The sequence below is a fragment of the Paenibacillus sp. LBL genome, from assembly GCF_029893715.1.
Taxonomy (GTDB): domain Bacteria; phylum Bacillota; class Bacilli; order Paenibacillales; family Paenibacillaceae; genus Paenibacillus_AQ; species Paenibacillus_AQ glucanolyticus.
On the sequence record NZ_JARXYU010000003.1, the window covers coordinates 203671 to 228199 of the forward strand.

Annotated in this window: 19 protein-coding genes; 16 read left to right on the forward strand and 3 right to left on the reverse strand. The window is 49.0% G+C overall.

The annotated features are described in order from the left end of the window. Positions 1-5: 5 nt before the first annotated feature. Positions 6-3992 (reverse strand): glycoside hydrolase family 10 protein, encoded by a 3987-nt coding sequence (locus M2277_RS09370; protein WP_280754656.1) that lies wholly within the window; start codon positions 3990-3992, stop codon positions 6-8. A 267-nt stretch (positions 3993-4259) separates the two neighbouring features. Between M2277_RS09370 and M2277_RS09375 the strand changes: the two genes are divergently transcribed. Beyond that, positions 4260-6212 carry a BglG family transcription antiterminator gene (locus M2277_RS09375; protein ID WP_280754657.1) on the forward strand — a complete coding sequence of 651 codons (1953 nt, stop codon included), beginning with the start codon at positions 4260-4262 and terminating at the stop codon, positions 6210-6212. A 248-nt stretch (positions 6213-6460) separates the two neighbouring features. Next, the gene (locus tag M2277_RS09380; protein ID WP_280754658.1) at positions 6461-8482 is read left to right on the forward strand and encodes a fructose-specific PTS transporter subunit EIIC; all 2022 of its coding nucleotides are present in this window, start codon (positions 6461-6463) and stop codon (positions 8480-8482) included. 189 nt (positions 8483-8671) lie between these two features. On the opposite strand, the gene M2277_RS09385 is transcribed toward M2277_RS09380, so the two are convergent. Both M2277_RS09385 and M2277_RS09390 read right to left on the reverse strand, forming a co-directional pair. Then, on the reverse strand, positions 8672-9283 hold the full coding sequence (locus tag M2277_RS09385) for a zf-HC2 domain-containing protein (RefSeq protein ID WP_006207688.1): 612 nt from the start codon (positions 9281-9283) through the stop codon (positions 8672-8674). Next, complete coding sequence (locus M2277_RS09390; protein ID WP_006207689.1) at positions 9280-9765, reverse strand: RNA polymerase sigma factor; 486 nt, start codon at positions 9763-9765, stop codon at positions 9280-9282. Before M2277_RS09390 ends, M2277_RS09385 begins: the two co-directional genes overlap by 4 nt. 345 nt (positions 9766-10110) lie before the next feature. On the opposite strand from M2277_RS09390, the gene M2277_RS09395 reads away from it, so the two are divergent. The 14 genes from M2277_RS09395 (at position 10111) to M2277_RS09460 (ending at position 24528) form a co-directional block, all read left to right on the forward strand. After that, positions 10111-10380: a hypothetical protein gene (locus M2277_RS09395; RefSeq protein WP_280754659.1), complete on the forward strand. Its 270-nt coding sequence runs from the start codon at positions 10111-10113 to the stop codon at positions 10378-10380. 463 nt (positions 10381-10843) lie between these two features. Next, complete coding sequence (locus M2277_RS09400; RefSeq protein WP_280754660.1) at positions 10844-13630, forward strand: glycoside hydrolase family 3 C-terminal domain-containing protein; 2787 nt, start codon at positions 10844-10846, stop codon at positions 13628-13630. A 323-nt stretch (positions 13631-13953) separates the two neighbouring features. Beyond that, the gene (locus M2277_RS09405; protein ID WP_006207692.1) at positions 13954-14154 is read left to right on the forward strand and encodes a cold-shock protein; all 201 of its coding nucleotides are present in this window, start codon (positions 13954-13956) and stop codon (positions 14152-14154) included. A gap of 107 nt (positions 14155-14261) precedes the next feature. After that, positions 14262-14504, forward strand: coding sequence for a cold-shock protein (locus M2277_RS09410; protein ID WP_006207693.1), 243 nt, complete (start codon positions 14262-14264; stop codon positions 14502-14504). Positions 14505-14581: 77 nt separating this feature from the next. Continuing rightward, complete coding sequence (locus M2277_RS09415; RefSeq protein WP_006207694.1) at positions 14582-14809, forward strand: helix-turn-helix domain-containing protein; 228 nt, start codon at positions 14582-14584, stop codon at positions 14807-14809. Between the two features lie 266 nt (positions 14810-15075). Beyond that, a complete protein-coding gene (locus tag M2277_RS09420) occupies positions 15076-15522 on the forward strand; it encodes an Hsp20/alpha crystallin family protein (RefSeq protein WP_006207695.1) in 447 nt (148 codons plus the stop codon). A 160-nt stretch (positions 15523-15682) separates the two neighbouring features. Beyond that, on the forward strand, positions 15683-16384 hold the full coding sequence (locus M2277_RS09425; protein ID WP_006207696.1) for a PspA/IM30 family protein: 702 nt from the start codon (positions 15683-15685) through the stop codon (positions 16382-16384). A gap of 27 nt (positions 16385-16411) precedes the next feature. Beyond that, positions 16412-17443 (forward strand): TFIIB-type zinc ribbon-containing protein, encoded by a 1032-nt coding sequence (locus M2277_RS09430; protein WP_006207697.1) that lies wholly within the window; start codon positions 16412-16414, stop codon positions 17441-17443. Continuing rightward, on the forward strand, positions 17440-18240 hold the full coding sequence (locus M2277_RS09435; protein ID WP_148248425.1) for a TPM domain-containing protein: 801 nt from the start codon (positions 17440-17442) through the stop codon (positions 18238-18240). The genes M2277_RS09430 and M2277_RS09435 overlap by 4 nt, the downstream gene beginning before the upstream one ends. A 21-nt stretch (positions 18241-18261) precedes the next feature. Continuing rightward, a complete protein-coding gene (locus tag M2277_RS09440) occupies positions 18262-19281 on the forward strand; it encodes an SPFH domain-containing protein (RefSeq protein WP_006207699.1) in 1020 nt (339 codons plus the stop codon). A gap of 443 nt (positions 19282-19724) precedes the next feature. Then, a complete protein-coding gene (locus M2277_RS09445) occupies positions 19725-19913 on the forward strand; it encodes a hypothetical protein (RefSeq protein ID WP_006207700.1) in 189 nt (62 codons plus the stop codon). Positions 19914-20438: 525 nt separating this feature from the next. Further along, entirely contained in the window at positions 20439-21551 is a 1113-nt protein-coding gene (locus tag M2277_RS09450; RefSeq protein ID WP_006207702.1) for a BMP family lipoprotein, read from the forward strand. A gap of 396 nt (positions 21552-21947) precedes the next feature. Next, positions 21948-23480 carry an ABC transporter ATP-binding protein gene (locus M2277_RS09455; protein ID WP_006207703.1) on the forward strand — a complete coding sequence of 511 codons (1533 nt, stop codon included), beginning with the start codon at positions 21948-21950 and terminating at the stop codon, positions 23478-23480. Then, positions 23473-24528, forward strand: coding sequence for an ABC transporter permease (locus tag M2277_RS09460; RefSeq protein WP_006207704.1), 1056 nt, complete (start codon positions 23473-23475; stop codon positions 24526-24528). The genes M2277_RS09455 and M2277_RS09460 overlap by 8 nt, the downstream gene beginning before the upstream one ends. Position 24529 lies beyond the last annotated feature (1 nt).

Sequence of the window (24529 nt, forward strand, 5' to 3'; positions counted from 1 at the left end):
CTGCATTACAGGTTCCAAATCCGGTGCAAAATCACCGCCGCTTCCGCGCGGGTGAGCGAGTCATGCGGAGCGATCTTGCCGTTCTTGCCGTTTACGATTCCGGACTTCACTAAGGCCGCAACGCTGTCCATGGCATAGCCAGAGATGCTTGCTGCATCCAGATACCCGTCCAAGCTTCCGCTGCCCTCGGCTTTCTTGCCGGCTGCAGACAATGCCCGTGCTGCCATCGACATCATATCTTGCCGGGAAATGGGGCTGTTTGGTCTGAAGGTCTGGTCCTTGAATCCATTCACGAGGCCAAGGGAAAGCGCAGTGTCTATGGCGTCTCTGTAATAAGCGCTTGGCTCGATATCGTTAAAGGCAGCCGCAGGGTTTCCGCTGCTCTGCAATTCCAGAGCCCGAACCAACAGCGCTGCAAAGTCAACTCTCGTGATAAAGGTCTCCGGGGAGAAGCTGCTCGCAGTTGTACCCTTGATGACATCGCGTGCCGCCATGTGCATAATGGCATCCTTCGCCCAAGGGACGCTTGCCAGATCTCCGAACGCGTGGGACACATAGGCTACCGCGAAGGTGCTAAAATGGGTTGTATGGAAAATAGCCCTGCCAGATCCCGCATCATATCGGCTATTTGGAATAGGATGAACCTTGCCATTGCCATCGATATACCACACCACGATGTGATCGGAATGAATCCGTTCCGTCACAGCCGGCGCGTAAGGAATTTCTACTGTTACGGGTGCCTTGGGATTGTTCCAGTCGATGACATGGCCGCCTGCCAGCAGTTCCAGCTGGATCACCGGACGGGTGCCAACCCGTTCTCTGTCCGCTGCGCTCATTGGGGCTGTAGAGGCTGTGCCGATGCGAACGGACACGGGCTCAGCGAGATCCGCTGTACTCGAAAGCAAGTTGCTTGGAATATGAAGGACCGCGTGTTCGGTCTTCAGCAATAGCTCAAAGGCTTCCTGACCCTTCAAGCTTTGGCTAGGCAGCTGTATGTCGTATGAATCGACATCGTTCTGTTGGGTCACCTCAACAATAATCTGTTTCTTGCCGTTGACCATTTGAGCAGCTTGCTCAAGTGCTTTCTTCAGGAGGTCACTGGAAATGACAGCCACTGCGCGTCCGTCTATGACCTTCACTTCCGCCTTGATGGTTACTACGCCATTTTCGCTCACAGAGATGCCGGATGGGCTGCCGGCACCATTGCTGCTATGACTGCTGCTGCCGCCACTGTTATTCTGACCACCGCTGCCGCCGTCCCCGCTGCCGGGGCCATTCCCGCCTGGACTTCCGGGTTTGCCGGTAAGGGTCAGCACGCCGAATATGGATGGATCCTGATAACCGTTGCCGGTTGTATCATTCCAGGCAGCTACACTTTGGCGAGCGCCGCTCTTGGCGTCGTTGATTTGCGAGTCGAAGCCGATTTTGACTCCGTTTGCCGGAGTGATCGATTTGAGCGGAATCTTCGCTTCCACGGTATAGTTGGTGCCTGATACCTGCGTTGCCGATACGAAGCCTTCGGCGATTTTCAGCGGGCTGAATGAAGTTTCGTTGTCGAAGTTGATTCGGTACTGCCCGTCGTCATCTTGGTAAAATGTCGTTTTTGCATTGTTTTGGTCCACGAAGATTTCGACGGAGTCCTGCTCCCAGACGTTGGTGCTGGATTTATCCAGCTGCGCGTCGCTAACCTGAATCAGTACGTACAGATTGTGTTCATCCCAGAGCGCCTTTGCCACGCCGGTCGCACCTTGCCAAGCCATCTGATACCGATTGATCGGCATGGCGGGAGCCTGATTCCACAGGGCATCGATGGTCCCGTCGATGGTAGGTGTACCATACGCCGCACTGGATTGGTTGACATTCTCGGAGCCGGGCTGATGCTCTTCGATAAAGGTGTCAGGATCAATGACGCCGTAGTAGGCAGGCTTGGCCTTAAGGTTCTTATCAAATAACAATGGATTGGATGAAGCCCGCCAGCTTGTGCTGTCGTCCATCCCCCAGAAGGTCACGCGGCTGATGCTGTCCGCATGGTCCCGGAAGATCTTCATCAATTGGGCGTATAAATAGCCCTGTTTATTCGCAAGCGGCTCGGGAAGCTGGTAGTCGCTTCCTGCGGTGATGTCCAGCTCGCTGATGGTAACCTCTACACCCAGGGAGATAAACTTCTCCAGGGACCGCTTAACATTTTCCGGATTTGTGTTGATGTTGTAGTGCCCTTGCATGCCGACACCGTCAACCAGCAATTTGCCTGGGTGAGTTTCTGCATATTTGTCGTTCATGGATTTTACCATGTTGTAAATGGCAGTAGCTTTGTTCTGGTTATCTTCGTTGTAATCGTTGTAATGAAGCTTGATATCCCACTCGGGATGATCATCCAGCACTTCCCTAGCCGCAAGGAAGGCCTGCTCGACATAGTCCGGTCCAATGGCTTGATACCACGGGGATTGGCGGAGCGAAGCTTCCCAATCGGCCGGATTTGGCGGATTGTCGTTCATTGCTTCATTGACGACATCCCAAGAGATGACCTTGTCGCCAAAATGCTCCATGACGGTGCGGATATGCGTCCGCAAATTCTCAAGTGCTTCATCGCGGCTTAACGGCACAGAGTTTCCTTGTCCGTCCTGCGCCGTATTCATCCACGCCGGTGATTGCTGGTGCCAGACAAGCACGTGTCCGTGCATCTGCATATTTTCTGCCAGGACTTTATCGACCATGGCGTCCGCTGAGCTAAACGTAAAATTGCCTCTTGTCGGCTGCATCGCATCCGGCTTCATCGCGTTGCCTGCCGTGGCGACATTGTGGTGCATGGATAACAGCTCAAGTCGCACACCTTCCAGATCCTCCGCCGTGATGGCATTGCCGATCAGGAATTCGTTCTGATACGCCTGCTTGATGGGAATCAAGTCCTTCTCGATTTCGACGGGGCCCGCGCTTGTTGCTGTAAAGCTGATGTCGTCGATATAAAAGGATGCAGACCCGTTATTCGAGCTTTCTACATAGATGGTTAAGTATTCGTCCCCCACACTGTTATAACGGTAAGTTCCTTCAAATTGAACCCATCCGTCGCTGGTACTGATCGTTTTGGGTGCCAGAGTTACATAATTCGCACTGCTTCCAGAGCCAACCTGGGTGGACAGCTGAAGCTGTGAGCTGGCGGGCTCAATCAATTTGACCCATGCTGATATTTTATATTCGCTGCCCTTATCTACGTATTTCTCTACTCGCAATGAAGGGCCATGCCATGAGGTTGTCCGGCCTTCGACTTTCAAAGCGTACGAGCCGCCCTCCGTATGGTTGGCTTCCTCTGTTACGGTCAGCGTTTCGGTGCCTGCCCTGCCTTCAAAGCCGCCTGTCGTTTGGTTTTCAAAGTCGATGGTGGTGAAAGGCAGGGCGGGGTCTCTCGGTAATTCCTCCTCACCGCCGCCGGGAGTCACTTTCTTGGTAATGCGTACATCTCCGAGGTAAAACGGAACGGCCTTCCCTTCATCGTTGGATTGAATCCGCAGGGCTGAATCCGTCCCGGTATTCACCGTAAATTCCTTGCTAAGCACGGCAGCGCTTCCGGCTGTAAAATCCTTGCCGTCCAGCCAGCCGTAGCTGTTTACCGTTTGCAAAAACGCTTGTGCGCCGCTTGGCACGATCACGTCTGCGTCCACGTAGACGGATGCGGTTACCGTATACGTCTCGCCATTCTTCAAGCCGATGTCGGCATATTTGAAGTCAACGGCATCCCAGTTGTTTGCTCTATTGCTCACATACAGAGCCCCGCCGTCATCATTCCCTTCAAACGCTTTGTCGGCAACGTGCGTTAAGCTGGCACTGCCAGATTGCACGGCTTTTCCAACTCCGGTCTCAAAGCTTTCATGATATACGGTCTCGATATTTGGTGATGCCTGTGCATCCGCGTTTACGTCCGAAGCATACCAGCCTGAAGGTATGAGCAAAGCTGCCGCGGTCATCATCGAGATGACTTGTTGGGTCCATTTATTCATTTACTGTCCTCCCTTTATCGTGATGAATGAATTAATTTAAGCGCTTACATAATGTGGTGAGAGACCTCCTTTCCTTTTCCCAATTTTATCATCCGGCAGGAGTGCGAGTCTTATTGTAAATTAAAGATGATCCTTTGCTTTTTAAATATCTTTTGCTGCCATTTCCCCGATCCGATTGCCACACAGACCGGATATGATATACAGTAGGACCAAGTACCTGCTCACGATTCGTGAGCTCTCCAAATAAGCTGAATATGGGAGATTGGAATGAATAACAGGCAAAAAGAGATTTTTCGCAATTTGTTAATGGAACCGAACCGGTTGTGGCTCGTGCAGGATCTGGCGGATCAGACCGAGTGCTCGGAGAAGACGATCCGAAACGATCTGAAGGTGATTGAAGAATATATAGTTACGCACTCCGGTGGTCATCTGGTGAAAAGGCCGGGACTTGGCATCTATCTGGAGATCAGCGAAGCGGATCAGGCTGAATTATTCCACCGCTTATATTCCAACGAGAGCACCACCGGCGATGAATCCGATGAGGAAAGGGTGCTGCACCTGGCATATCGGCTCTTGATGAGCGCGAAACCCGTAACGCTGCAGAATTTGGCTTCCCCATTTTACGTGAATAAGGCGATTATCCGCCGGGATATGGAAAAGATTCAGAACTGGCTGCGGAGCTTTGATCTGAGCTTGGTGACCAAGCAGCGCGTGGGCTTCATGATTGAAGGCTCGGAGAAGAACAAACGGACGGCACTGGCACGGTTGAACCAGTTGATCAACCGTCCCGAGTTAACGGGACAGATGATGCGCAACCAGTATGAACCGCACGAGATTGCAACCGTATACAATGAGTTGAAGGTTTTGCAACAGCAGCATCAGCTTCGCTTCACCGATGAAACCTTTGAAAGCCTGATGCTGCATATTCTGCTCATGGTCAAGCGGACCAAGCTGGGACAGCCGATCTCGCTTTCCGGGCAGGACATTGCCTTTTTGGAGAACAAAGCGGAGTTTGCATGGGCGATAGGCTTTTTGAAGCAGCTGCAAAAGCTGTTCGCGGTCCCTTTTTCCAAGGAAGAAACGGCTTATCTTACCCTGCACCTGCTTGGCGGGAAGTTCCGATACAGTCAGGAGGATGGGGGCGTTGGACGGAGCGAGCTGGCGGATAGCCACCCCCTGTTGCCCCAATTGGTTGAGCAGCTGATTCAGCGAATGTCGGAACTGAATATGATCCCGTTTTCCAAGGACCAGGTATTATTGAACGGGTTGAAAGTGCATTTGTACACAACCATAAATCGTCTTGAATACGGTCTGGCTGTGTCCAATCCGATGCTGGCCGAGATCAAAAGGATGTATCCCTATATGTTCGATCGGGTCATTATCGCACTGGAAGAGGTAGGGGGAGCGCTCCATCTGCACTTTCCCGAAGAGGAAGCCGCCTATTTGACGCTGCACTTTCAGGCGTCCGTGGAACGGCTTCACCAGAATGAGAGTCACCCTCAGAAGGTGATTATTGTGTGTCACATGGGCGTTGGAATGTCACAATTGCTTCTAGCGAAGGTGGAACGGAGATTCCCATCCGTGCATGTGGAGACAACGATGTCCAGAGCGGAGGTTGAGGATTATCTGGCAGCTCATGAGGTGGATCTTGTTATTACGACCGTTGAGCTGCCCGAGTTAAAATCACCTCATATCCTCGTCTCCCCTCTGCTCGAGGCGAATGATGAACGGAAGCTGGAGCAGGCGATCCGCCGGCTTGATGAGCCGGACAGCCGAACGGCTGAGGAATCGGTTTTCTTGACATATACGACACCTTTTCTTGTCTTTCCTCAGCAGGAGGCAGAGCGTCCAGAACAGTTAATCGCCAAGTTTGCGCTCATGCTGGAGGACAAAGGGTATGTCGAGGCAGGGTATACGAAAAGCGTGCTGGATCGTGAACACATGTCGGCTACGACAATAGGGGGCGGCATTGCCATTCCACATGGCAGCTCGGAGTGGGTCAAACAGTCCTGCATCGCTGTTGTTACTCTGAAGCAGCCCATCACCTGGGGAACCGAGAAGGTAGAGCTTGTGTTCTTGCTTGCGATTAAGCATGATGAGCGGAAAGAAATGCGACAGCTGTTCAAAGAATTGTCGCGGATCAGTGAGCAGCCGGCATTGGTCAGTGTGTTGGCTAAGGAGACCGATGCGATTCGATTGCTGAATACGTTAAAAGGGTAACATGAATAGTAGTGTTTGTGATGATGAAGCAGGGCGTATACGTCCTGCTTTTTACATTTTTTTCAGGTCCCGGCCAAGTATTTGGAATAAGCGGCGTAGCATAGGCTCCACTTTGCGGGATATTTTATTGCGAAATAAACCTGTTTTTCCGGAAGTTCCGGTAAAAAGTTCGTCCGATAACAGCGTTTTCAGCGTGTACACTATAAATGTAAGCGGGAACATGACAGGAAAGAAGGGGAATGACGATCATGAAAATATTAGCGATTACCTCATGTCCTAACGGAATTGCACATACGTATATGGCCGCTGAGAATCTGCAGAAGGCAGGCGCGAAGCTGGGCGTTGATCTGAAGGTTGAGACTCAGGGCTCCATTGGCGTGGAGAACCAATTCACGGAGCAGGATATCCGTGAAGCCGATGGTATTATCATCGCAGCGGATAAAACGGTGGTGAAAGACCGGTTTGTGGGTAAAAAACTGCTTGTTGTTGGGGTGCAGGAGGGTATCCGTCGTCCGGAAGAGCTGATCCAACGGATGATGAGAGGGGATGTGCCCGTCTATCAGGCACAGTCCAAGTCTGTTGAAGATACAGGAGAGAACAAACCGAAACAAAATCCGATCTACCGTCACTTGATGAACGGTGTATCCTATATGGTACCGTTTATCGTGATCGGCGGGCTGCTCATTGCGATTGCACTGACGATGGGCGGTGTGAAGACGCCGGGCGGTCTGGTTATACCGGAAGGCTCGATCTGGAAAACGATTGAGAGTATCGGCGGGGCTGCGTTTACCTTCATGGTTCCGATCCTGGCCGGATTTATCGCAATGAGTATTGCGGACAGGCCGGGTCTTGCACCAGGTATGGTCGGCGGGTTCATAGCTGCGAACGGCAGCTTTTACGGAAGTGAAGCGGGAGCTGGATTCATCGGGGGGATCATTGCCGGTTTCCTGGCAGGTTATGTTGCACTTGCGATTAAAAAGATCAAGGTTCCCCGGTCGTTGCAGCCGATTATGCCCATTATCGTTATCCCGGTGCTGGCTTCACTGGTTGTAGGGTTAATCTTCGTCTTTGTGATTGGTGCTCCGGTTGCGGACCTGTTCGAAGCGTTGACTGCATGGCTCGCGGGAATGCAGGGCACAAGTTCGATTCTGTTAGCGCTTATTCTGGGCGCGATGATTTCTTTTGACATGGGTGGGCCCGTGAATAAGGTTGCGTTCCTGTTCGGCTCGGCTATGATCGGTGAAGGAAATTATGAGATTATGGGCCAAATTGCCGTTGCCATCTGTGTTCCTCCGATTGCGATGGGACTGGCAGCCATGATGAACAAAAGGAAATTTACGCCTTCGGAACGTGAAGCTGGGAAGGCAACCTTTACGATGGGACTGTTCGGTATTACCGAAGGAGCGATTCCATTCGCTGCACAAGATCCGCTGCGCGTCATACCGAGTATCATGGTCGGTTCGATGACAGGTTCGGTGATTGCGATGTTTGGCAGTGTCGGTGACAGCGTAGCCCATGGCGGTCCGATTGTAGCCGTACTTGGTGCCGTTGATAATGTGTTGATGTTCTTCATCGCGGTCATGGTCGGCGCAGCCGTATCGGTGATGATGGTAAGCCTGCTCAAGAAAGATGTGGCAGTTGTGACGCCGGCAGCTGTTGGAGGAGGAGCGGCTGGTAATCCTGTCGGATCAGGTGAGGGATTGGCAGCAGACGAAGACGCAGGTGCGGGTGTACCTCTGGCTCGGAACTCAGCCGAAGTGTCCTCAATCGAGAGTAATAAGGGGACAGTAACGGAACCACCTGTTATTCGAGTTGAGAAATTGACGGATATTGTAACACCGGAGCTTATAAATCTGAATCTGGTTGGAACGACACAGGATGCCGTTATTGACGAAATGATCGGGATCTTGGAGCGGAACGGGTCGGTACGCGCTGATGGAGATTTTAAACAGGCCATTTTAGCCCGGGAACAAGAAAGCTCCACCGGCATCGGCCTGAATATTGCGATCCCTCACGGTAAATCGGATGCTGTCCTGAAACCAAGCGTAGTCTTTGGTATCAAGCAGGATGGTGTGGATTGGAAGAGTCTGGACGGCAGTGAAGCCAAACTGATCTTTATGATTGCCGTGCCGCGGAATAGTAAACAGAATGCGCATTTGAAAGTGCTGCAGATGCTGTCCCGCAAGCTGATGGATGATGATTTCCGAGAAGCGCTATTGGCGGTGACAACGAAGGAGCAAGCCTATCAATTGCTCGATCAGGTGCATTAATTCAAGAAGCTCAGAGACTTTACCGAATGATTGGTTGGGCGTTTCGTTTCGGCGGCAGCCACGAAGCTAGACTTATAGCTGAAGGATAATGGCTGAACCGCTGGAGTTACAATAAGCCAGTCCCGCAAGAAATGAGCGGGACTGGCTTTAATTTTGCATAGGCTGTGACCGGATGTTATCCGATGTATTCTATTCCACCAGAACGCCATCGATGAACGTCATGGTTTTATCTTTGAATACAAGAATAAACGTGTTCGAATAATCCGTATCGTTGTTCATCTCTGTACCCAGCATAATCTCATCGCCCACATCATCAAAAGGATTATGAAGCACGCCTTTAGGGGTGTAACGAGTTTCGTAGCCGATTACATTGTCATTCTCATCATAGATAAATTTGCTATTGCCCGAGAACACCAAGTCCTGGCCGTTCTTCTTCAGAGATAGGTGTACCTCCAGGCGACCATTCACTTTCTGATGAACGATATCTACATCCTGAGATGACACCGTAAAGCCGATGGCAAACAGCTTAATAATGGCAGCCACCAATATGAGCACCGCCAAGATAGAGAGAAGGAGTGTTTTTCTGTTTTTTTGCTTCACCTTTTTCAAAAAGTTGATGTTCTCAACCTCTTCTTTATCCATGACGGGCACGGAGAGATCCGTTGGTTTGGTCATTTCCTTGTAATACTGGAGGCATTCTTCGCACGTTTGCAGATGCTTTTCGATTTCTTCGTTACTGTGCGAAGAAGTTAGTTTCTCAATATAGGAGGGTAACAAGTCCCGAGCCATATCGCATTTCATGACATTCTTCCTTTCATCAATTTTTGTTTTCCTCTGTAGAAGGTAACTCTGGCCCACGTTTCGTCTCTGCCCAGAATTTCGCCGATTTCCCGAAAACTGAATTCTCCGGTCATGCGCAGATACATGACTTCTTTTGTATGGGGATCCAGTAAATGAAGCTGTTTGAACAAGTCCATTTTCTCTTGAGCCAGAATGAACTGAGATTCTGTGGAATGGGAGGATTCGGATAAGGAACTGTCTTCCAACGGGTCAGCCTTCCTCTTGTTCTGCTTGTCCAGCTCCTGGTACCACACATGCTTAGCTATCTGACAAAGCCACACGTACACTTTGCAGGTTCCATCGTATCTATGTATGGATTTTATAGCTCTATAAAAAGTTTCTTGTGTGATTTCTTCGGCCAGCAAGTGATTGTGGCAAAAACTGAATACGAATTTATATACTTGGGTCGAATATTCCCTGTATAATTCATCGGTGTCTTGCATCTGTTCACCTCCCCAAACTATATATCCGTAAATCATGATAAACGTTACAACAGGTTTAGGAATATTTTTGTTTTACGCAAAAATATGATTACAAAGAGTAATTGCGTCGTAGTATTACTAACTATAATAGAAATAGAGCCCTCACCGCGGGAACGGTGAAGACTCTAAAGTTCATGATCAAAGGCTGTGAAACCCACGGCGTGCGTTTGAGACATAATTTAATCATCTAACGACAAACCACCGTAAACAGGCTCCAACCTTAGACGGTGGTTTTTGCTTGTTTAGCTTCCGACGAATCCATCGAAACAGCTTCCGCACACTGAGCACCCAGAAAGGAAGGAGTTTATGAAAAAAATGGTCACCTTAAGAATACCGTTGTTTTTGTTTGCTCTTGGTGTTTCTTTATTCTTATCTAACTTTGTTAAAGAAAGTAGTGCCAGTAATCTTGTTTATTTGGTGATTCTTATATCATTAATTGTTATCTTTGAAAAAACAAAGTTAAGCGAGAAAAAGGTTCATATTCTGTATGGTGTTTTAATAGGAATATCTGGTTTAGCAATTGAATTTTTATCTGAACCAGGAGACTACCTGCAATTTCTTAGTAATGGGTTGTGATTTCCGCCATCGGAGATGGGATTCTTAATCGTTGTATTTTGTCGTACTTCCAATATGGAGGTTGTACGTTGTTAAAAGTTAAAAAACCAATTGAGCTTAATGCCAATGGCAAAAAAGAGGAAAATCCAGCCCCATAAAATCAATAAACGAAAAGGCCGGGGGATAAGCAAGTACTCAGAAAACAGCCTGGAGATGATCTTCAAGGGAGTGCCTCCTTTTATTGAAAGCAGATTATATTAAGGTACTAGATCCATTCGCAGTTATATTCTCAAAAAAAGCGTGCCAATCCAATCAAGATAAACGTTATACCTTCAAGTATACCAGCTTCACCATTCGATCGTAATTATTTTATTTGCAAGAAATAGGATAAGAATTTCCTTACAAGAGTTTTTTACATATTCATATACAGAATTTGTTACTATGATAGTGAATAGATGTCGATTATTTATTAGGAGGGAATCTATTGAGCACAGAGAGATTAGGAGTTCCTTTGGAAGGCTTTGCTGAATTCAGCCGAAAAGTCTCCGCCGAAGGTGCCGTACTGTTACAGAATGAAGGACAGGTGCTTCCTCTTCAAGCACACGATACCGTATCCGTTTTTGGCAGAACGCAGATTAACTATTACCGCAGCGGTACCGGTTCGGGAGGGAGTGTTCATGTTTCCCATACCACGAATCTGCTTGACGGACTTCGGGATAAGAAAAGCATTGCGATTAACGAGGAATTAGCAACTGCCTATGAACAGTGGATTGAGCAGAACCCCTTCGATAATGGCGGTGGTGGCTGGGCGGCTGAGCCGTGGCACCAGAAGGAAATGCCTCTAACGGATGAACTGGTATCCGCAGCAAGACATATATCCGACAAAGCGATTGTCGTAATCGGCCGCACCGCGGGAGAAGACCAGGATAATGCCGACGAGTCCGGCAGCTACCAGTTAACGGCAGAGGAACAAGCGATGCTGAAGCAGGTGACAGCATATTTTGATAAGACCGTTGTTGTGTTGAATGTATCCAACATTATTGATATGAGCTGGATGAATGATGAAGGTTACGCACACCCGATTTCCAGTGTCATTTACGCTTGGCACGGTGGCATGGAAGGTGGCAACGCGATTGCGGACGTATTGGTCGGTGAGGTGACCCCTAGCGGGAAGTTAACCGACACCATTGCTTATTCAATCGAGGATTATCCATCCACCCGTAACTATGGCAATGAACAGAAGAACCTGTATCAGGAAGACATTTATGTAGGGTACCGTTTTTTCGAAACGTTTCGACCCAGCCAAGTTCAGTATGAGTTCGGCTTCGGATTGTCCTATACCGAGTTCGAAGTTGCCCTTGAAGAAGCCAAGCGAACGGTCAAAGATGGTGAAGAATCCATTGAAGTCCGTGTAAACGTAAAAAATACAGGGTCCACCTATGCAGGTAAACAGGTCGTGCAGGTTTATTATGAAGCGCCGCAAGGAAAGCTGGGTCAGCCCGCCAAAGTGTTGGCCGCATTCGGTAAGACGCGGGAGCTTCAACCGGGCGATTCGCAGCAGCTTACGATCAGCTTCCCGGTTCATGCAATGGCTTCTTATGATGATGCCGGTGTGACGGGGCAGCCTTCCGCGTATGTGTTAGAAGCCGGGATCTATAACTTGTACGTGGGAACCAGCGTGAGAAGCGTGGAGTCCATCGGTATGGAGGGTCACAGCGGCTACGTGGTGGATACGCTTCGAGTGGTGGAGCAGCTTCAGGAAGCCATGGCGCCAACGGAAAGCTTCACAAGAATGAAGCCGGGTGCCCGCAAGGATGACGGCTCCTATGAACTGATCTTCGAGGAAGTTCCGCAGCGCAAGGTATCCATAGCGGACCGGATCCAGCATAATCTGCCCGCTGCCTTGGAGCAAACCGAAAATAAAGGCTATAAATTGAGAGATGTTTATGAGGGCAAAGCCAGCATGGAGGACTTTGTCGCTCAGCTTAGCGACCAGGATCTCGCGGTGATTGTCAGAGGGGAGGGCATGAGCAGCCCGCTGGTGACAGCGGGAACGGCCTCCGCATTCGGCGGGTTAAGCGACAGCTTGCTCGACTACGGAATTCCGGTGGCTTGTACGGCGGATGGCCCGTCCGGGATTCGGATGGACAGCGGACAGCAGGCCACACAGGTTGCGATTGGCACACTGCTCGCAGCGACCTGGAATACGGAACTGGTCGAAGAGCTGTATGTTATGGAAGGCCGGGAACTGCTCAGTTACAACATTGATGCGCTGCTTGGACCGGGACTGAACATTCGGCGGAGTCCGCTGAATGGACGAAACTTCGAATATTTCTCGGAAGATCCGCTGATCTCCGGGGCATTTGCTGCGGCGTGCACGCGCGGGATTATGAAGGGCGGCTCCAACGCTACCCTGAAGCATTTTGCCTGCAATAACCAAGAAAAACATCGGAGTAAGGTGGATGCGATTGTGTCCGAACGAGCCCTTCGCGAGATTTATTTGAAAGGCTTCGAAATTGCGGTGAAGCAGGGCGGGGCGAATTGCATCATGACCTCCTATAACCCGATTAACGGGCACTGGGCAGCATCCAACTATGATCTGAATACTACGATCCTGCGCGGGGAGTGGGGTTTTCAAGGCATCGTGATGACCGACTGGTGGGCCATTATGAATGATGTGGTAAACGGGGGTCCAGCTGATCGAAAAAATACGAACTGGATGATCCGGGCGCAAAATGATCTGTACATGGTGGTCATGAACTATGGCGCGGAAATCAATGCGTGGGAAGACAATACGCTGGAATCCCTCGAAAATGGGACGCTTACCCGTGGGGAGCTGCAGCGCAGCGCGATGAACATATGCGAATTTCTGATGCACGCTCCGGTATTCTCCAGGAAACAGGTGAAGGAGGAGGCCGTTGGTGCTTTTAAATCCAATCGTTCCCTCTCGCCGGAACAGGCTCAGACCTTATCCGGGAATATGCAGGTGAAGCCTGCCGCAGGCGGATCGACTTATGTGAACGTGGAGGAGCCTGGCGAATACCGCATCATTGTACGCATCATGTCGCCGGAATCCGAGCTGGCGCAAAGCGCGTGCAACGTGACGCTGAATGATCAGCCGGTGACAACGATTCAAACGAACGGCACGGACGGCAGATGGATCAAACAGAAGCTCGTCAAAGTCCGGTTGGAGGCCGGTAATTATGAGATGAAGCTGGATTTTGTCAAACCTGGCCTACAGATCGATTGGATTGAATTTAAACGGGTTTAGACAGCATCGTTGGTAAAACGCTGCATGATCTGTATGCCATTGTCATTGTGAAATATTAGAAGTCCGCTCGAGGAGCGGGCTTCTTCTTCATCTTTAAAACGATGTTTACCTTATTTATTTACGTTAATTGTGTAGATGTTATTGGAAATGATTTATCATTTGCTATTTCCTGACCCTTGGGGTATAATAAGTTTATTGGGATTTTGACCTGGGATTCACATATTGCAGAGGGTTATTATTTTGATTATTAACCTTGTTCAATATGTGAATTTTTTGTTTTTTAACCAAAATGAGAAAATCATATAAATTTAGGAGGTGTTTCTATGCAAACAGGAACAGTGAAATGGTTTAACGCAGAAAAAGGATTTGGCTTCATCGAGGTTGAAGGTGGAGAAGACGTATTCGTACACTTTAGTGCGATCACAGGTGACGGTTTCAAGTCGCTGGACGAAGGACAACGCGTTGAATTTAACGTAGTCCAAGGTAACCGCGGACAGCAAGCCGAGAACGTTGTAAAACTGTAGATTTCTGAAAGGATCCCCAAACGTATCGTTTGGGGATTTTTTTATAAAAGGCAAGCTTTGTAAAAGGGCAATGAGGGCGTTAAAAATGTAGCTAAGGGGGAAATTCAATGTCTTACTCTTGGAATAGACCACTGGAAAATTTGCCAGAAGAGTTGACCGCCATTTGGTCCTGTACGAAGGAAGGGTGCAACGGTTGGATTCGAGACAGCTTCTCGTTCAAGGAAGTTCCCGTTTGTTCACAGTGCGCGTCGTCCATGGTCAGCAGCAATAAGATTTTGCCGATACTCGTTTCGTCCGATCAGCAAATCAAACTTTACCGCAAGAATCAGCGCAAGGATACTAAATCGTAAGAGGCAGGCTCCTGCAATTCCGATAGAACATGGTTTGTTCATTTCATTAGTTAAGTATAAGAAAGGTTGAGAATCTCATGCAGGTATTCGAGGATTGGAATCTAAAGGTGAAGAAAACGTTTAATGCGACAAGCAACGAAGTGGTATTAACCGTTTCTGAAGCAGGTAATTTGTTAGGTCTGTCTAAGGATCAAATGAAAAGCTATGTCGATCAGAATAAGCTAACCAAAGTTCCGATCATGCGAAGCGTGCATCGATACCTTTTGTTGAAGAGTGAAATCGATCAGATTATGAAGAAACGATAAGCCGATATGGAAGGGCATCCTCAGGGATGTCCTTTTCTTTAATTTCACGCTGCTTAATGAGAACGAATTCAAATGAATCCAGAGTGAATAAGTTCGAAGGTCAAAAAAGGTCAAACGAAAAGATCATACTAAATTACCCACGTAAATTGGCTGAAAACGCGTTATTTTGGTCTGTTTTCCTTCTAAATCGGTTTTGGCATCTACGTTCTCCCGGCATATAATAAAGGCGTAAGGTCAAACAAGGTCAAAGAAAGGGGAAATAGATGATGTTTGAATTGATTCCTTTTGGGAAGCGCAGAGAAGATGCCTTCGGTCAGCTGGTGAAGTCGTTTCATGATGCCTTTAATGATGACGTGTTTGCGCCGTTTAAGGGCTCGATGATGTCCTTCAAGACGGACATTAAAGAGAGTGAGCAGGCTTATCTGGTTGAGGCGGAGCTGCCCGGTTTCCAAAAAGAAGACATCGAAATCAGCTACGCTGACCCTTACTTAACGATCAAAGCCGTTCGCAAGGAAGATCACAGCGTAGAGGATACGGACCAGCACATCGTCCGGAAGGAACGCCGTTATGGCGAATATGTCCGCAGATTTTACGTTCAGCAGATTGCGGAGGACCAAATCTCGGCATCGCTGAAGGATGGGGTGCTTAAGCTTGAAATACCGAAGCAGCCTAACTCCGGTAAGAAACGCATCCAGATTCGGGATGATATCTAATCCTATACGAACCCTCCGATCCTTAGGGTCGGGGGGTTATTTTCTGTAATTAATAGTTATAAATTTACATATATTCCATCGAATTTCGGCAAATGAAACCTTTCGTCGGTACATAGGGTATTATAGGATAAATGTAAACTTTTCGAGGGGGAAACTCATGATGGGAATCTTATCGAGGTTTAAGGATGTTATGATGGTCAACGTGAATTCATTGTTGGAACGGACCGAAGATCCGGAGAAAACAGTGGACAGTTATATGCGGAGCTTGAGCAGTGATCTGGGCAAGGTGAAAGCGGAGACGGCCTCCGTGCTATCGGATGAGCGCAGGGCAAAGCGGGCGCTTGATGAGTGCAGCGCCGAGATCAAGAAGCTGCAGCGATATGCGGAGAAGGCTGTGGAAGCGGGGAACGAGGACGATGCCTTGAAGTTCCTGCAGAGAAAAGCGGTGCAGGCTGAGAAGCTGGACGATTTGCAGGCTGCATATGATGCCGCTTCCTCAAACGCCGCGAATATGAAGCGAATGCAGGATAAACTTGTATCGGATATGAGCCAGCTGGAAGCACGCCATGCCGAGCTGAAAGGGAAAATGACCGCTGCCAAGGCTCAGCAGGAATTAAATTCCCGCTCTTCCTCGGGTGGCGCGAATTCAGCCTTTCATTCGATGGAAGAGAAAGCGAACCGCGCGCTGGATGAAGCGATCGCCCTGGCTGAGCTTCGTGCGGGTGCTAAGGAAGATGATCTGGATGATCTGATCGCCGAATTGGCGAAGAACATGGAGAAGGGCGTAGCCGGTTCAACCAAGGCTCCCCATGCCGAGGATGAACTGGAAGCCATGAAGGAAAAGCTGAATAAGAAGGACTAACCATTTCTTTGTTATTGAGGTGAGCAGATGCCGGTTATTGAATACAAATGCCCCAATTGCGGCAGTGGCATGGTTTTTGACGGTAATACAGGGAGGTTATCCTGCCCAAGCTGCGGTAGAAAAGACAATATCGAGCAAATCCCGGATCCCCTGAAGAAGCAGGTTTTTATCGAGGACGAGGTGAAGGAGTATCATTGCAACAGCTGCGGGGCTGTCATCGTGACCGAACCGGAGACAAGTGCAACGACCTGCAGCTTCTGCGGTTCGGCCGTTGTGCTCAGCGATCGATTGAGCGGTAATTTGGCTCCGGTGATGGTGATCCCTTTTTCGATTACGAAGGAAGAGGCCGTGAAGGCTTTCAAGAAATGGTGCAGAAACGGCCTGCTGACGCCAGGTGGGTTTATGACCGCGGATCGCATCAAGGGCATTACGGGAATGTATGTGCCCTTCTGGCTGTATGAACTGCATAACCGGGTCGAGGTTCATGCCCGCGGCACGAAGGTGAGAACCTACACGAGAGGCGATTATCAGTACACGGAAACGCAGCATTTTGATATCTATCGGAAAATTCGCCTGAACTATGTGAAGGTGCCAATTGACGCTTCGGAGAAGATGAACGATGAGTTGATGGATAAGCTGGAGCCATTTCCCTATCAGCAGCTGAAGGAGTTCAAGACGCCGTATCTTGCCGGTTACATAGCGGAGAAATACAGTCAGAACGACGAGCAGCTCTATCCACGCGCCAAAGAAAAAATCAGCTCCTACATTGATTCCTATATTTCGACAGCGGTGTCAGGTTATACAACCGTGAGTTACACCAACAAACAGATCGATACAACTTTAAAACAAGCCGATTATGTGCTGCTTCCGGTATGGATGGTTCACTATGACTACAATAAATCCGAGCATACCTTTGCGATGAATGGTCAGACGGGTAAGGTCGTCGGCAAACCGCCGATCAGCAAAGCCAAGGTGGCTGCATGGTTTGCAGGCATTTCTGGCGTCTCCTTGCTATCATTGAAGCTAATCTCCTGGGCGATGGGGGGAGGGTTCCTGTGAGAAGACGATATACGTTATGGGCGGTCTTATTCTTACTGGCTGTATATTGGATGGTTCCCGCCGGTGCGGTGGCAGCAGAGGATATGAAACCGTTGATCTTCGATGAAGCGAATCTGCTCAGTCCGGAAGAACGCAATGAGCTGAATGCAATGGCGAATGAGTACGGCGCAAAGCGCGAGACGGACTTTATGATCCTTACGGTTAACAGCGTTCCCAATGACGATTATGAGTTATGGACGGAAAATTTTTACGATGAGTATGCACCCGGGTATGACAAGCCGCACGGCAATACCGTCATTTTGACCATGGTCATGAGTGCTCGTGATGGTACTCGGAACGTGCATTTGGAAGGTTATTATAAGGCTGAGAAGTATCTGGACTCCGGCAGGCTTACGAAAATACGCAGCAAGATTACACCCGATTTATCGAATGGTGATTATAAACAGGCTTTTGAAAAATACATCAAAACCGCTCACCGCTATATGGGCTTTGAGCCTGGTGTGAACCCGGATAATGTCCTGTTTAACATTTGGTTCCAACTTGGCAGTGCCGCTGCCATCGGCGCAATTGCCGTAGGCATCATGGCTTACCGCTCCGGCGGCCGTGTGACGGTCAACCGTCGAACCTATGAGGATGCCAGCACATCGGGAATCATGGATCATCAGGACCGATACATTCGAACAACAACAACGAAGCGGAAGATTGAGCGCAACACGGGCGGAGGTTCGGGTGGCGGAGGAGGCGGAGGCGTCACCAGGGGTGGGCATTCTCACAGCAGCAGCAGCGGGAAATTTTAATGGAAGGGATGGATTGTATAGATGGGATTTTTTAAGAACCAATTCTCCAATGTCGTGGAATGGGAAGAGTTTAGAGATGACATGATTTTCTGGAAATGGAGCAACCGGGAGATCAAAAAAGGAAGCAAGCTGGTCATTCGCTCCGGGCAAGACGCAATATTTGTAAATAACGGCAAGATCGAAGGGATCTTCGAGGATGAAGGGGTATACAGCATTGACTCGGATATCATTCCATTCCTGTCCACGTTAAAAGGGTTTAAATTCGGCTTTAACAGCGGCATGCGCGTGGAGGTGTTATTCGTTAACACCAAGGAATTCACCGTCAGGTGGGGGACGCAGAATCCGGTTCTGATCCCGACTCCCCAGCTGCCCGGGGGTATGCCAATTCGTGCCAACGGCACGTTCAATTTCAAAGTGACCGATTATGTTACACTGATCGACAAAATTGCCGGCATGAAAGAGAGTTACCTTGTAGAGGATGTGAAGATCCGGATTACGTCGGTGCTCGATCAACTGCTGATGAAGTGGATCAGTCGAGAAGGCAAGGATATGTTCAATCTGCAGGCGAATGCCGCGGATATTGCACAAGGGATTCGTGAAGATCTGGATATGCAGGTGATGGACAACGGGATGACAATCACCGGCTTCCAGGTGATGAGTTTCAATTATCCGAAGGAAATTCAGGATATGATTACGAAGACGGCTTCCCATGAAATGATTGGCAATCTGCAAAAGTACCAGCAGGTCAGCATGACCGACGGTATCGCATCCGGCAAGGTGCAGGGCGGCGGCGCTGCTTCGGATATGGCGGGTATGATGATGGGCATGAACATGGCCAATGAGATGATGAAAAATATGAACCAAAACCAGAGCCAGAGCCAAAATCAAAACCAGCAGCCACCAGCTGAGAAGGAGAAATCTGCGTCAACTGCGGCTTCATCTTCCTCCGAAGGCAATAAGAAGCCTAACTTCTGCCCGAACTGCGGCGCGAAGAACGAAGGAGCGAATTTCTGTCCGAATTGTGGACATAAGCTGGGCTGAGTTCCGCTCTAAATTGAAATAGCCGCACAACATATGGTTACGCTGAGCAGTTTCAGACTCGTTACTTCACGATATTAGTGTTGGCTGGAGCCAGCGAATTATCGATTACTTCATGAAAACAGCCCCCCGCTCAAAGGAGCGGGGGGCTGTTCGTTTTACTGTAATTAGGTGTTTGTTCTACAAATCAATTGCTGTTTCTTCTATATAAATATCTTTCTCAAATGAAGCAGCTTTCTCGAAATTTCGTTCTCATCCCGGCTCCGATTCTTTTTTGACTTTGGATTTGTTATTGAATCAATCGACTCATAAATTCCCCTATGAATCTAATTATTAATGTAAACGCATTCTTATTCATGGTATAATGACAGCTAATAGTCTATGATCTCAGGTATTCTGATGTTCTGGTATTCTGCTTGCGAAACTGGCTTGGGGGTGTTTCGAGGATGAGAAGGTATAATGTGTGGCGTCCGATCATGCTGATTGCGGTTGCGCTGCTTACGAACGGCTTGGTTTCGAACCTGGCTGCGGTGTTCGGCATGTCGCCGGAGTCGGCGAGCAATCTCGGTTTTATTGCCATGATTATTGCCGCATTTGTCATGTATAACCGCATGATGAAAGTTCGTCGTAAATGAATAATAATTCAAGCTACAGGATGGATGACATCCTGCTCAAGCACCTTGCCGAGGTGCTTTCTTTCAGGATATGGAAGCTTGCGGGTGACGAAAGGAATGGAAGTAGGAGTTTTGGTAATGTGTCTCATTCCGACGACCTGTATTTTTGTACAAGAACAGAATGTAAACAGTAGGCCTTAATACTTAACGCAGCCATAACAAACAAGCCCAAATACAAATGTGGTAGAATAAAGTCTATTTATTTTTTTCGAAGTTTAGTTGATATTATATCCTCCTCGCTTTGTGTATCACATCACCTGTAACCCCCGTGTTATCTATAAAAACCGTTATATCAACATCATGTTGAGAGCGGTTACCTAAGTCTTCTAAAATTGGGATAAAACATGTCTTAAACGTTTCACCGCGGCACAGATGCAGTTTGACAGAATCCCCCAAATTTATGTTGAAAAGGGTCTGTTTTATTAATATATTGTAAATAGCACGAATCTAGTATTCGGGCATATATACCTAGGAGGGTTATCCTTAATGAAAAAAGGGGTCATATCTTTAATCAGTTTGGCGTTATCTGTCACAATGCTGGCAGGTTGCGGCGACAAACCAGCTACAGAACCAAGCGGCGGTGCAGGCGGAGACGCACCTAAAGCGAACTTTAAGGTTGGTATGGTTACGGACGCGGGAACCATTGATGACAAGTCGTTTAACCAGGGAACATATGAGGGCATTGTGAAGGCCAATGAGGACTTCAAAATGGAGTATAAATACCTGAAGCCTGCAGGAACAACAGAAGCTGACTACACCAAAGAGATCGGAAACCTGTACGATGCCGGATTTAAATTTATCGTAACCCCGGGTTTCAAATTTGAAACAGCCGTGTTCAAAGCACAGGACAAGTATACAGACGCTAAATTCGTTATTATCGACGGAACGCCTCATTCAGGAGAAGAAGGCGCAGCCCCGGTAGTTAAAGAAAATACGGTATCGATCTTCTTCGCTGAGCATGAAGCTGGCTTCCTGGCTGGCGTAGCGACTGCGCTTCATGTGAAGGATGGACAAGCCGGATTTATCGGCGGCATGGAAATTCCGCCTGTACAGAAGTTCAACTGGGGCTTCCAGCAAGGTGTGACTTATGCGAACGATAATCTCGGAACAAAATTGGTTATTAACAAAGAAAACGTGGTATACCAAGGAACTTTCGACGATGTTGCAGCAGGTAACCAATTGGCGGCTCAAATGTATGACCGCGGTGTCAATGTCATTTTCGCGGCAGCTGGCGGCGTAGGTGTTGGTGCGATTAACGAAGCGAAGACCCGCGTTCAGAACGGCAAAGACGTTTGGATCGTTGGCGTTGACGTTGACCAGTATCAAGATGGCGTTTACGAAGGCGACAAGTCCGTCGTTCTGACTTCCGCTGTTAAGAAAATCGACCAAGCGGCTTACGATATGATCAAAGCGGAAACCGAAGGTAAATTCCCAGGTGGACAAACACTCACACTGGATGCTACCAATGACGGTGTCGGTCTTCCTGAGAAGAACCCGAACCTGAGCGAAGACATCCTCAAGCAAGTGGATGATGTGTTCAACAAGATCAAAGCCGGGGAAATTAAAGTGGCCGGAGAGCAAGGCGAATTAATTAAGTAATTCAAGACAACAAGAGCATTAGCAGAGCGTGGATAGACTTACTTGAAAAGCAGCGATACCGCATGAAAAAAAGACGGATTCCCTCCGTCTTTTTTTAAGGTATTAGAAATTATAAGTTATTTCAGCGAAGCGTAAGCAATTCTGTAATCGCATTTATATGTTTTGGGGCCCCCGCAAAGTATTTGGAACAAGCATCGAAGCATAGGCTCCACTTTGTGGGGCTATTTTAGGTATCAGACCGTATCACCGGCGCAAGCGATTGCATCCTGATATTGAATAGAATCAGAACTATTTAACTGCGTTCTGGCTGTTTGGAAGTGAGTCGATCCGCGTTTTTTTAAGCAATTTTTGAACACAGAAGATATTTAACCAAGAAGAAGGAGAGGACCCTAAACCATGGACTATGTTGTCGAGATGGTGGGCATCCGCAAGGAATTTCCGGGGATTGTGGCCAATGACGATATCACGATCAGGCTGAAGAAGGGCGAGATTCATGCTCTGCTTGGGGAAAACGGAGCGGGCAAGTCAACCCTGATGAGTATCCTGTTCGGCATGTATCAGCCTGACCGTGGCACGATCAAGGTCAACGGCAAGGAAGTGCGGATTTCCAATCCGAATGTGGCAAATAAACTCGGAATCGGGATGGTGCATCAGCATTTTAAATTGGTCGACCCGTTCACAGTGACCGAGAATATTATTCTGGGCAGTGAGACGCGCAAATATTACTTTGGCCTGGATGTAAAATCCGCTGCCAAGCGGGTGGAGGAATTGTCCAAACGATACGGCCTCAACGTAGACCCTTACGCCAAAATCGAGGATATCTCGGTAGGTATGCAGCAGCGGGTAGAAATTCTCAAAATGCTGTACCGCGATGCGGAAGTACTCATATTTGACGAGCCAACCGCGGTGCTGACGCCGCAGGAAATCGAAGATCTGCAGGGCATCATGAGAAATTTGGTCAAGGAAGGCAAATCGATCATTCTGATCACGCATAAATTGAAAGAAATTAAAGCGGTTGCGGACCGCTGTACCGTCATCCGCCGGGGCAAAACAATCGGCACCGTCGATGTCGCGGACACCAGCCGCGAGGCCATGGCCGAAATGATGGTGGGCCGCAGCGTCTCCTTCAAGGTAGACAAGCAGGAGAGCAGCCCGGGTAAAACCGTTCTTCAAATTCAGTCGCTCACAGTGAAAAACAGCAAGAAGGTTGATGCACTCAAAGGCTTTAGCCTGGATCTGCATGCCGGAGAAATTGTGGGCATTGCGGGCGTGGATGGCAATGGCCAATCCGAACTGATCGAAGCCATCACCGGTCTTCGACAAGCGGAGAGTGGAACGGTAAACCTGAACGGCAAAGCGTTGAACGGCCTATCTGTCCGTCAGCGGAATGAGAGCGGGATCGGTCATATCCCGGAGGATCGCCAAAAAAGAGGACTTGTGCTGGACTATACAATCGAAGAGAATCTGATTCTCGAGGTGTATAACAAGCCTCCTTACTCCAAGAATGGCCTGCTTCAGCCTGCTGCGATTCGCAAGCATGCGGAGCATATCATCCAGAGCTTTGATGTACGGTCAGGAACGGGCGGCCGGTCGATCGTGCGTTCAATGTCCGGGGGTAACCAGCAAAAAGCGATTATCGGACGCGAGGTTGAACGTGATCCCGATCTGCTCATTGCGGTCCAGCCGACCCGCGGCCTTGACGTAGGCTCGATTGAATACATTCACCGTCGTCTGATCGAACAGCGTGATAAAGGGAAGGCCGTTCTGCTGGTTTCCCTGGAGCTTGATGAAGTGCTGAACTTGTCGGACCGGATTGCCGTTATAAATAACGGTGAACTGGTAGGTATCGTCAAAACCTCCGAAACGAACGAAAGAGAGCTCGGGCTGATGATGGCCGGGTATCAAAAAGAGGAGGCACCACATGAATAACAGCGTAAAATCGTTGCTTGCCGTCCTGTTCGGACTCATCGCGGGAGCACTGCTTATGGCGCTGACCGGTCACAATCCGGTAGAAGGGTATAAGTATCTCATCCAGGGTGGGCTCAAGAACCCGGAGAGGATCGGAAATACGCTGGCGACGGCAACTCCGCTTATTCTGACCGGTTTGTCGGTAGCCTTTGCCTTCCGTACCGGACTGTTTAATATCGGTGCAGCGGGACAAATGCTGTTCGGCGGCTTTTGCGCGACGGCAGTTGGTCTCTCGCTGGATCTGCCGCGTGCCCTGCTCCTGTTGGTGATGGTGCTGGCCGGGTTTATCGGCGGTGCGCTATGGGCGGTCGTTCCCGGTTTTTTGAAGGCCAAATATAACGTGCATGAGGTCGTGTCCACCATCATGATGAACTGGACGGCCTACTGGACCGTTTATTATGTCATTCCAGCTTATTTCAAAGGGACAAGCCTGGAGACGGAATCTCGCCAGCTTCCGCCGGATGCGATGCTGCATCAGCAGTGGCTCAGCGATATGTTCCAAGGCTCCTATGTCAATCTGGGCTTTTTTATCGCGGTCATCGCCGTATTGATTGTAGCTTTCCTGATTAACAAAACGACGCTGGGATATGAGCTGAAGGCAGTTGGGTTCAACCGCCATGCGTCCGAATATGCGGGGATTGCCGTAAAACGCAGCATCGTCCTGTCCATGTTCATCTCCGGGGGGCTCGCGGGCCTTGCCGGCGTTGCGCAATATGCGGGGAATGCATCCAGCATGCAGATCGGCGTGCTGCCAAGCCAGGGATTCGACGGCATCGCTGTTGCCCTGCTCGGAATTAACGCGCCGCTCGGCGTATTGGTGTCGGCCTTGTTCTTCGGGATTCTCTACTCGGGCAGAGGGTTTATGAATGCCATGACGGAGATTCCGCCGGAGATTGCCGATTCGATCATCGCTATTATTATCTATTTTGCAGCAACCAGCATCTTGATCGAACGTCTTTACCGCAAATTGAAGCTGCGTCGTGCGGCAAATAAAAAGCAGGGGGAGTAAG

What these genes read in the sequence shown, in the direction of transcription:
- M2277_RS09370 (WP_280754656.1), bottom strand. Translation starts at nt 3,992, where the DNA reads ATGAATAAATGGACCCAACAAGTCATCTCGATGATGACCGCGGCAGCT.
- M2277_RS09375 (WP_280754657.1), top strand. Translation starts at nt 4,260, where the DNA reads ATGAATAACAGGCAAAAAGAGATTTTTCGCAATTTGTTAATGGAACCG.
- M2277_RS09380 (WP_280754658.1), top strand. Translation starts at nt 6,461, where the DNA reads ATGAAAATATTAGCGATTACCTCATGTCCTAACGGAATTGCACATACG.
- M2277_RS09385 (WP_006207688.1), bottom strand. Translation starts at nt 9,283, where the DNA reads ATGAAATGCGATATGGCTCGGGACTTGTTACCCTCCTATATTGAGAAA.
- M2277_RS09390 (WP_006207689.1), bottom strand. Translation starts at nt 9,765, where the DNA reads ATGCAAGACACCGATGAATTATACAGGGAATATTCGACCCAAGTATAT.
- M2277_RS09395 (WP_280754659.1), top strand. Translation starts at nt 10,111, where the DNA reads ATGAAAAAAATGGTCACCTTAAGAATACCGTTGTTTTTGTTTGCTCTT.
- M2277_RS09405 (WP_006207692.1), top strand. Translation starts at nt 13,954, where the DNA reads ATGCAAACAGGAACAGTGAAATGGTTTAACGCAGAAAAAGGATTTGGC.
- M2277_RS09410 (WP_006207693.1), top strand. Translation starts at nt 14,262, where the DNA reads ATGTCTTACTCTTGGAATAGACCACTGGAAAATTTGCCAGAAGAGTTG.
- M2277_RS09415 (WP_006207694.1), top strand. Translation starts at nt 14,582, where the DNA reads ATGCAGGTATTCGAGGATTGGAATCTAAAGGTGAAGAAAACGTTTAAT.
- M2277_RS09420 (WP_006207695.1), top strand. Translation starts at nt 15,076, where the DNA reads ATGTTTGAATTGATTCCTTTTGGGAAGCGCAGAGAAGATGCCTTCGGT.
- M2277_RS09425 (WP_006207696.1), top strand. Translation starts at nt 15,683, where the DNA reads ATGGGAATCTTATCGAGGTTTAAGGATGTTATGATGGTCAACGTGAAT.
- M2277_RS09430 (WP_006207697.1), top strand. Translation starts at nt 16,412, where the DNA reads ATGCCGGTTATTGAATACAAATGCCCCAATTGCGGCAGTGGCATGGTT.
- M2277_RS09440 (WP_006207699.1), top strand. Translation starts at nt 18,262, where the DNA reads ATGGGATTTTTTAAGAACCAATTCTCCAATGTCGTGGAATGGGAAGAG.
- M2277_RS09445 (WP_006207700.1), top strand. Translation starts at nt 19,725, where the DNA reads ATGAGAAGGTATAATGTGTGGCGTCCGATCATGCTGATTGCGGTTGCG.
- M2277_RS09450 (WP_006207702.1), top strand. Translation starts at nt 20,439, where the DNA reads ATGAAAAAAGGGGTCATATCTTTAATCAGTTTGGCGTTATCTGTCACA.
- M2277_RS09455 (WP_006207703.1), top strand. Translation starts at nt 21,948, where the DNA reads ATGGACTATGTTGTCGAGATGGTGGGCATCCGCAAGGAATTTCCGGGG.
- M2277_RS09460 (WP_006207704.1), top strand. Translation starts at nt 23,473, where the DNA reads ATGAATAACAGCGTAAAATCGTTGCTTGCCGTCCTGTTCGGACTCATC.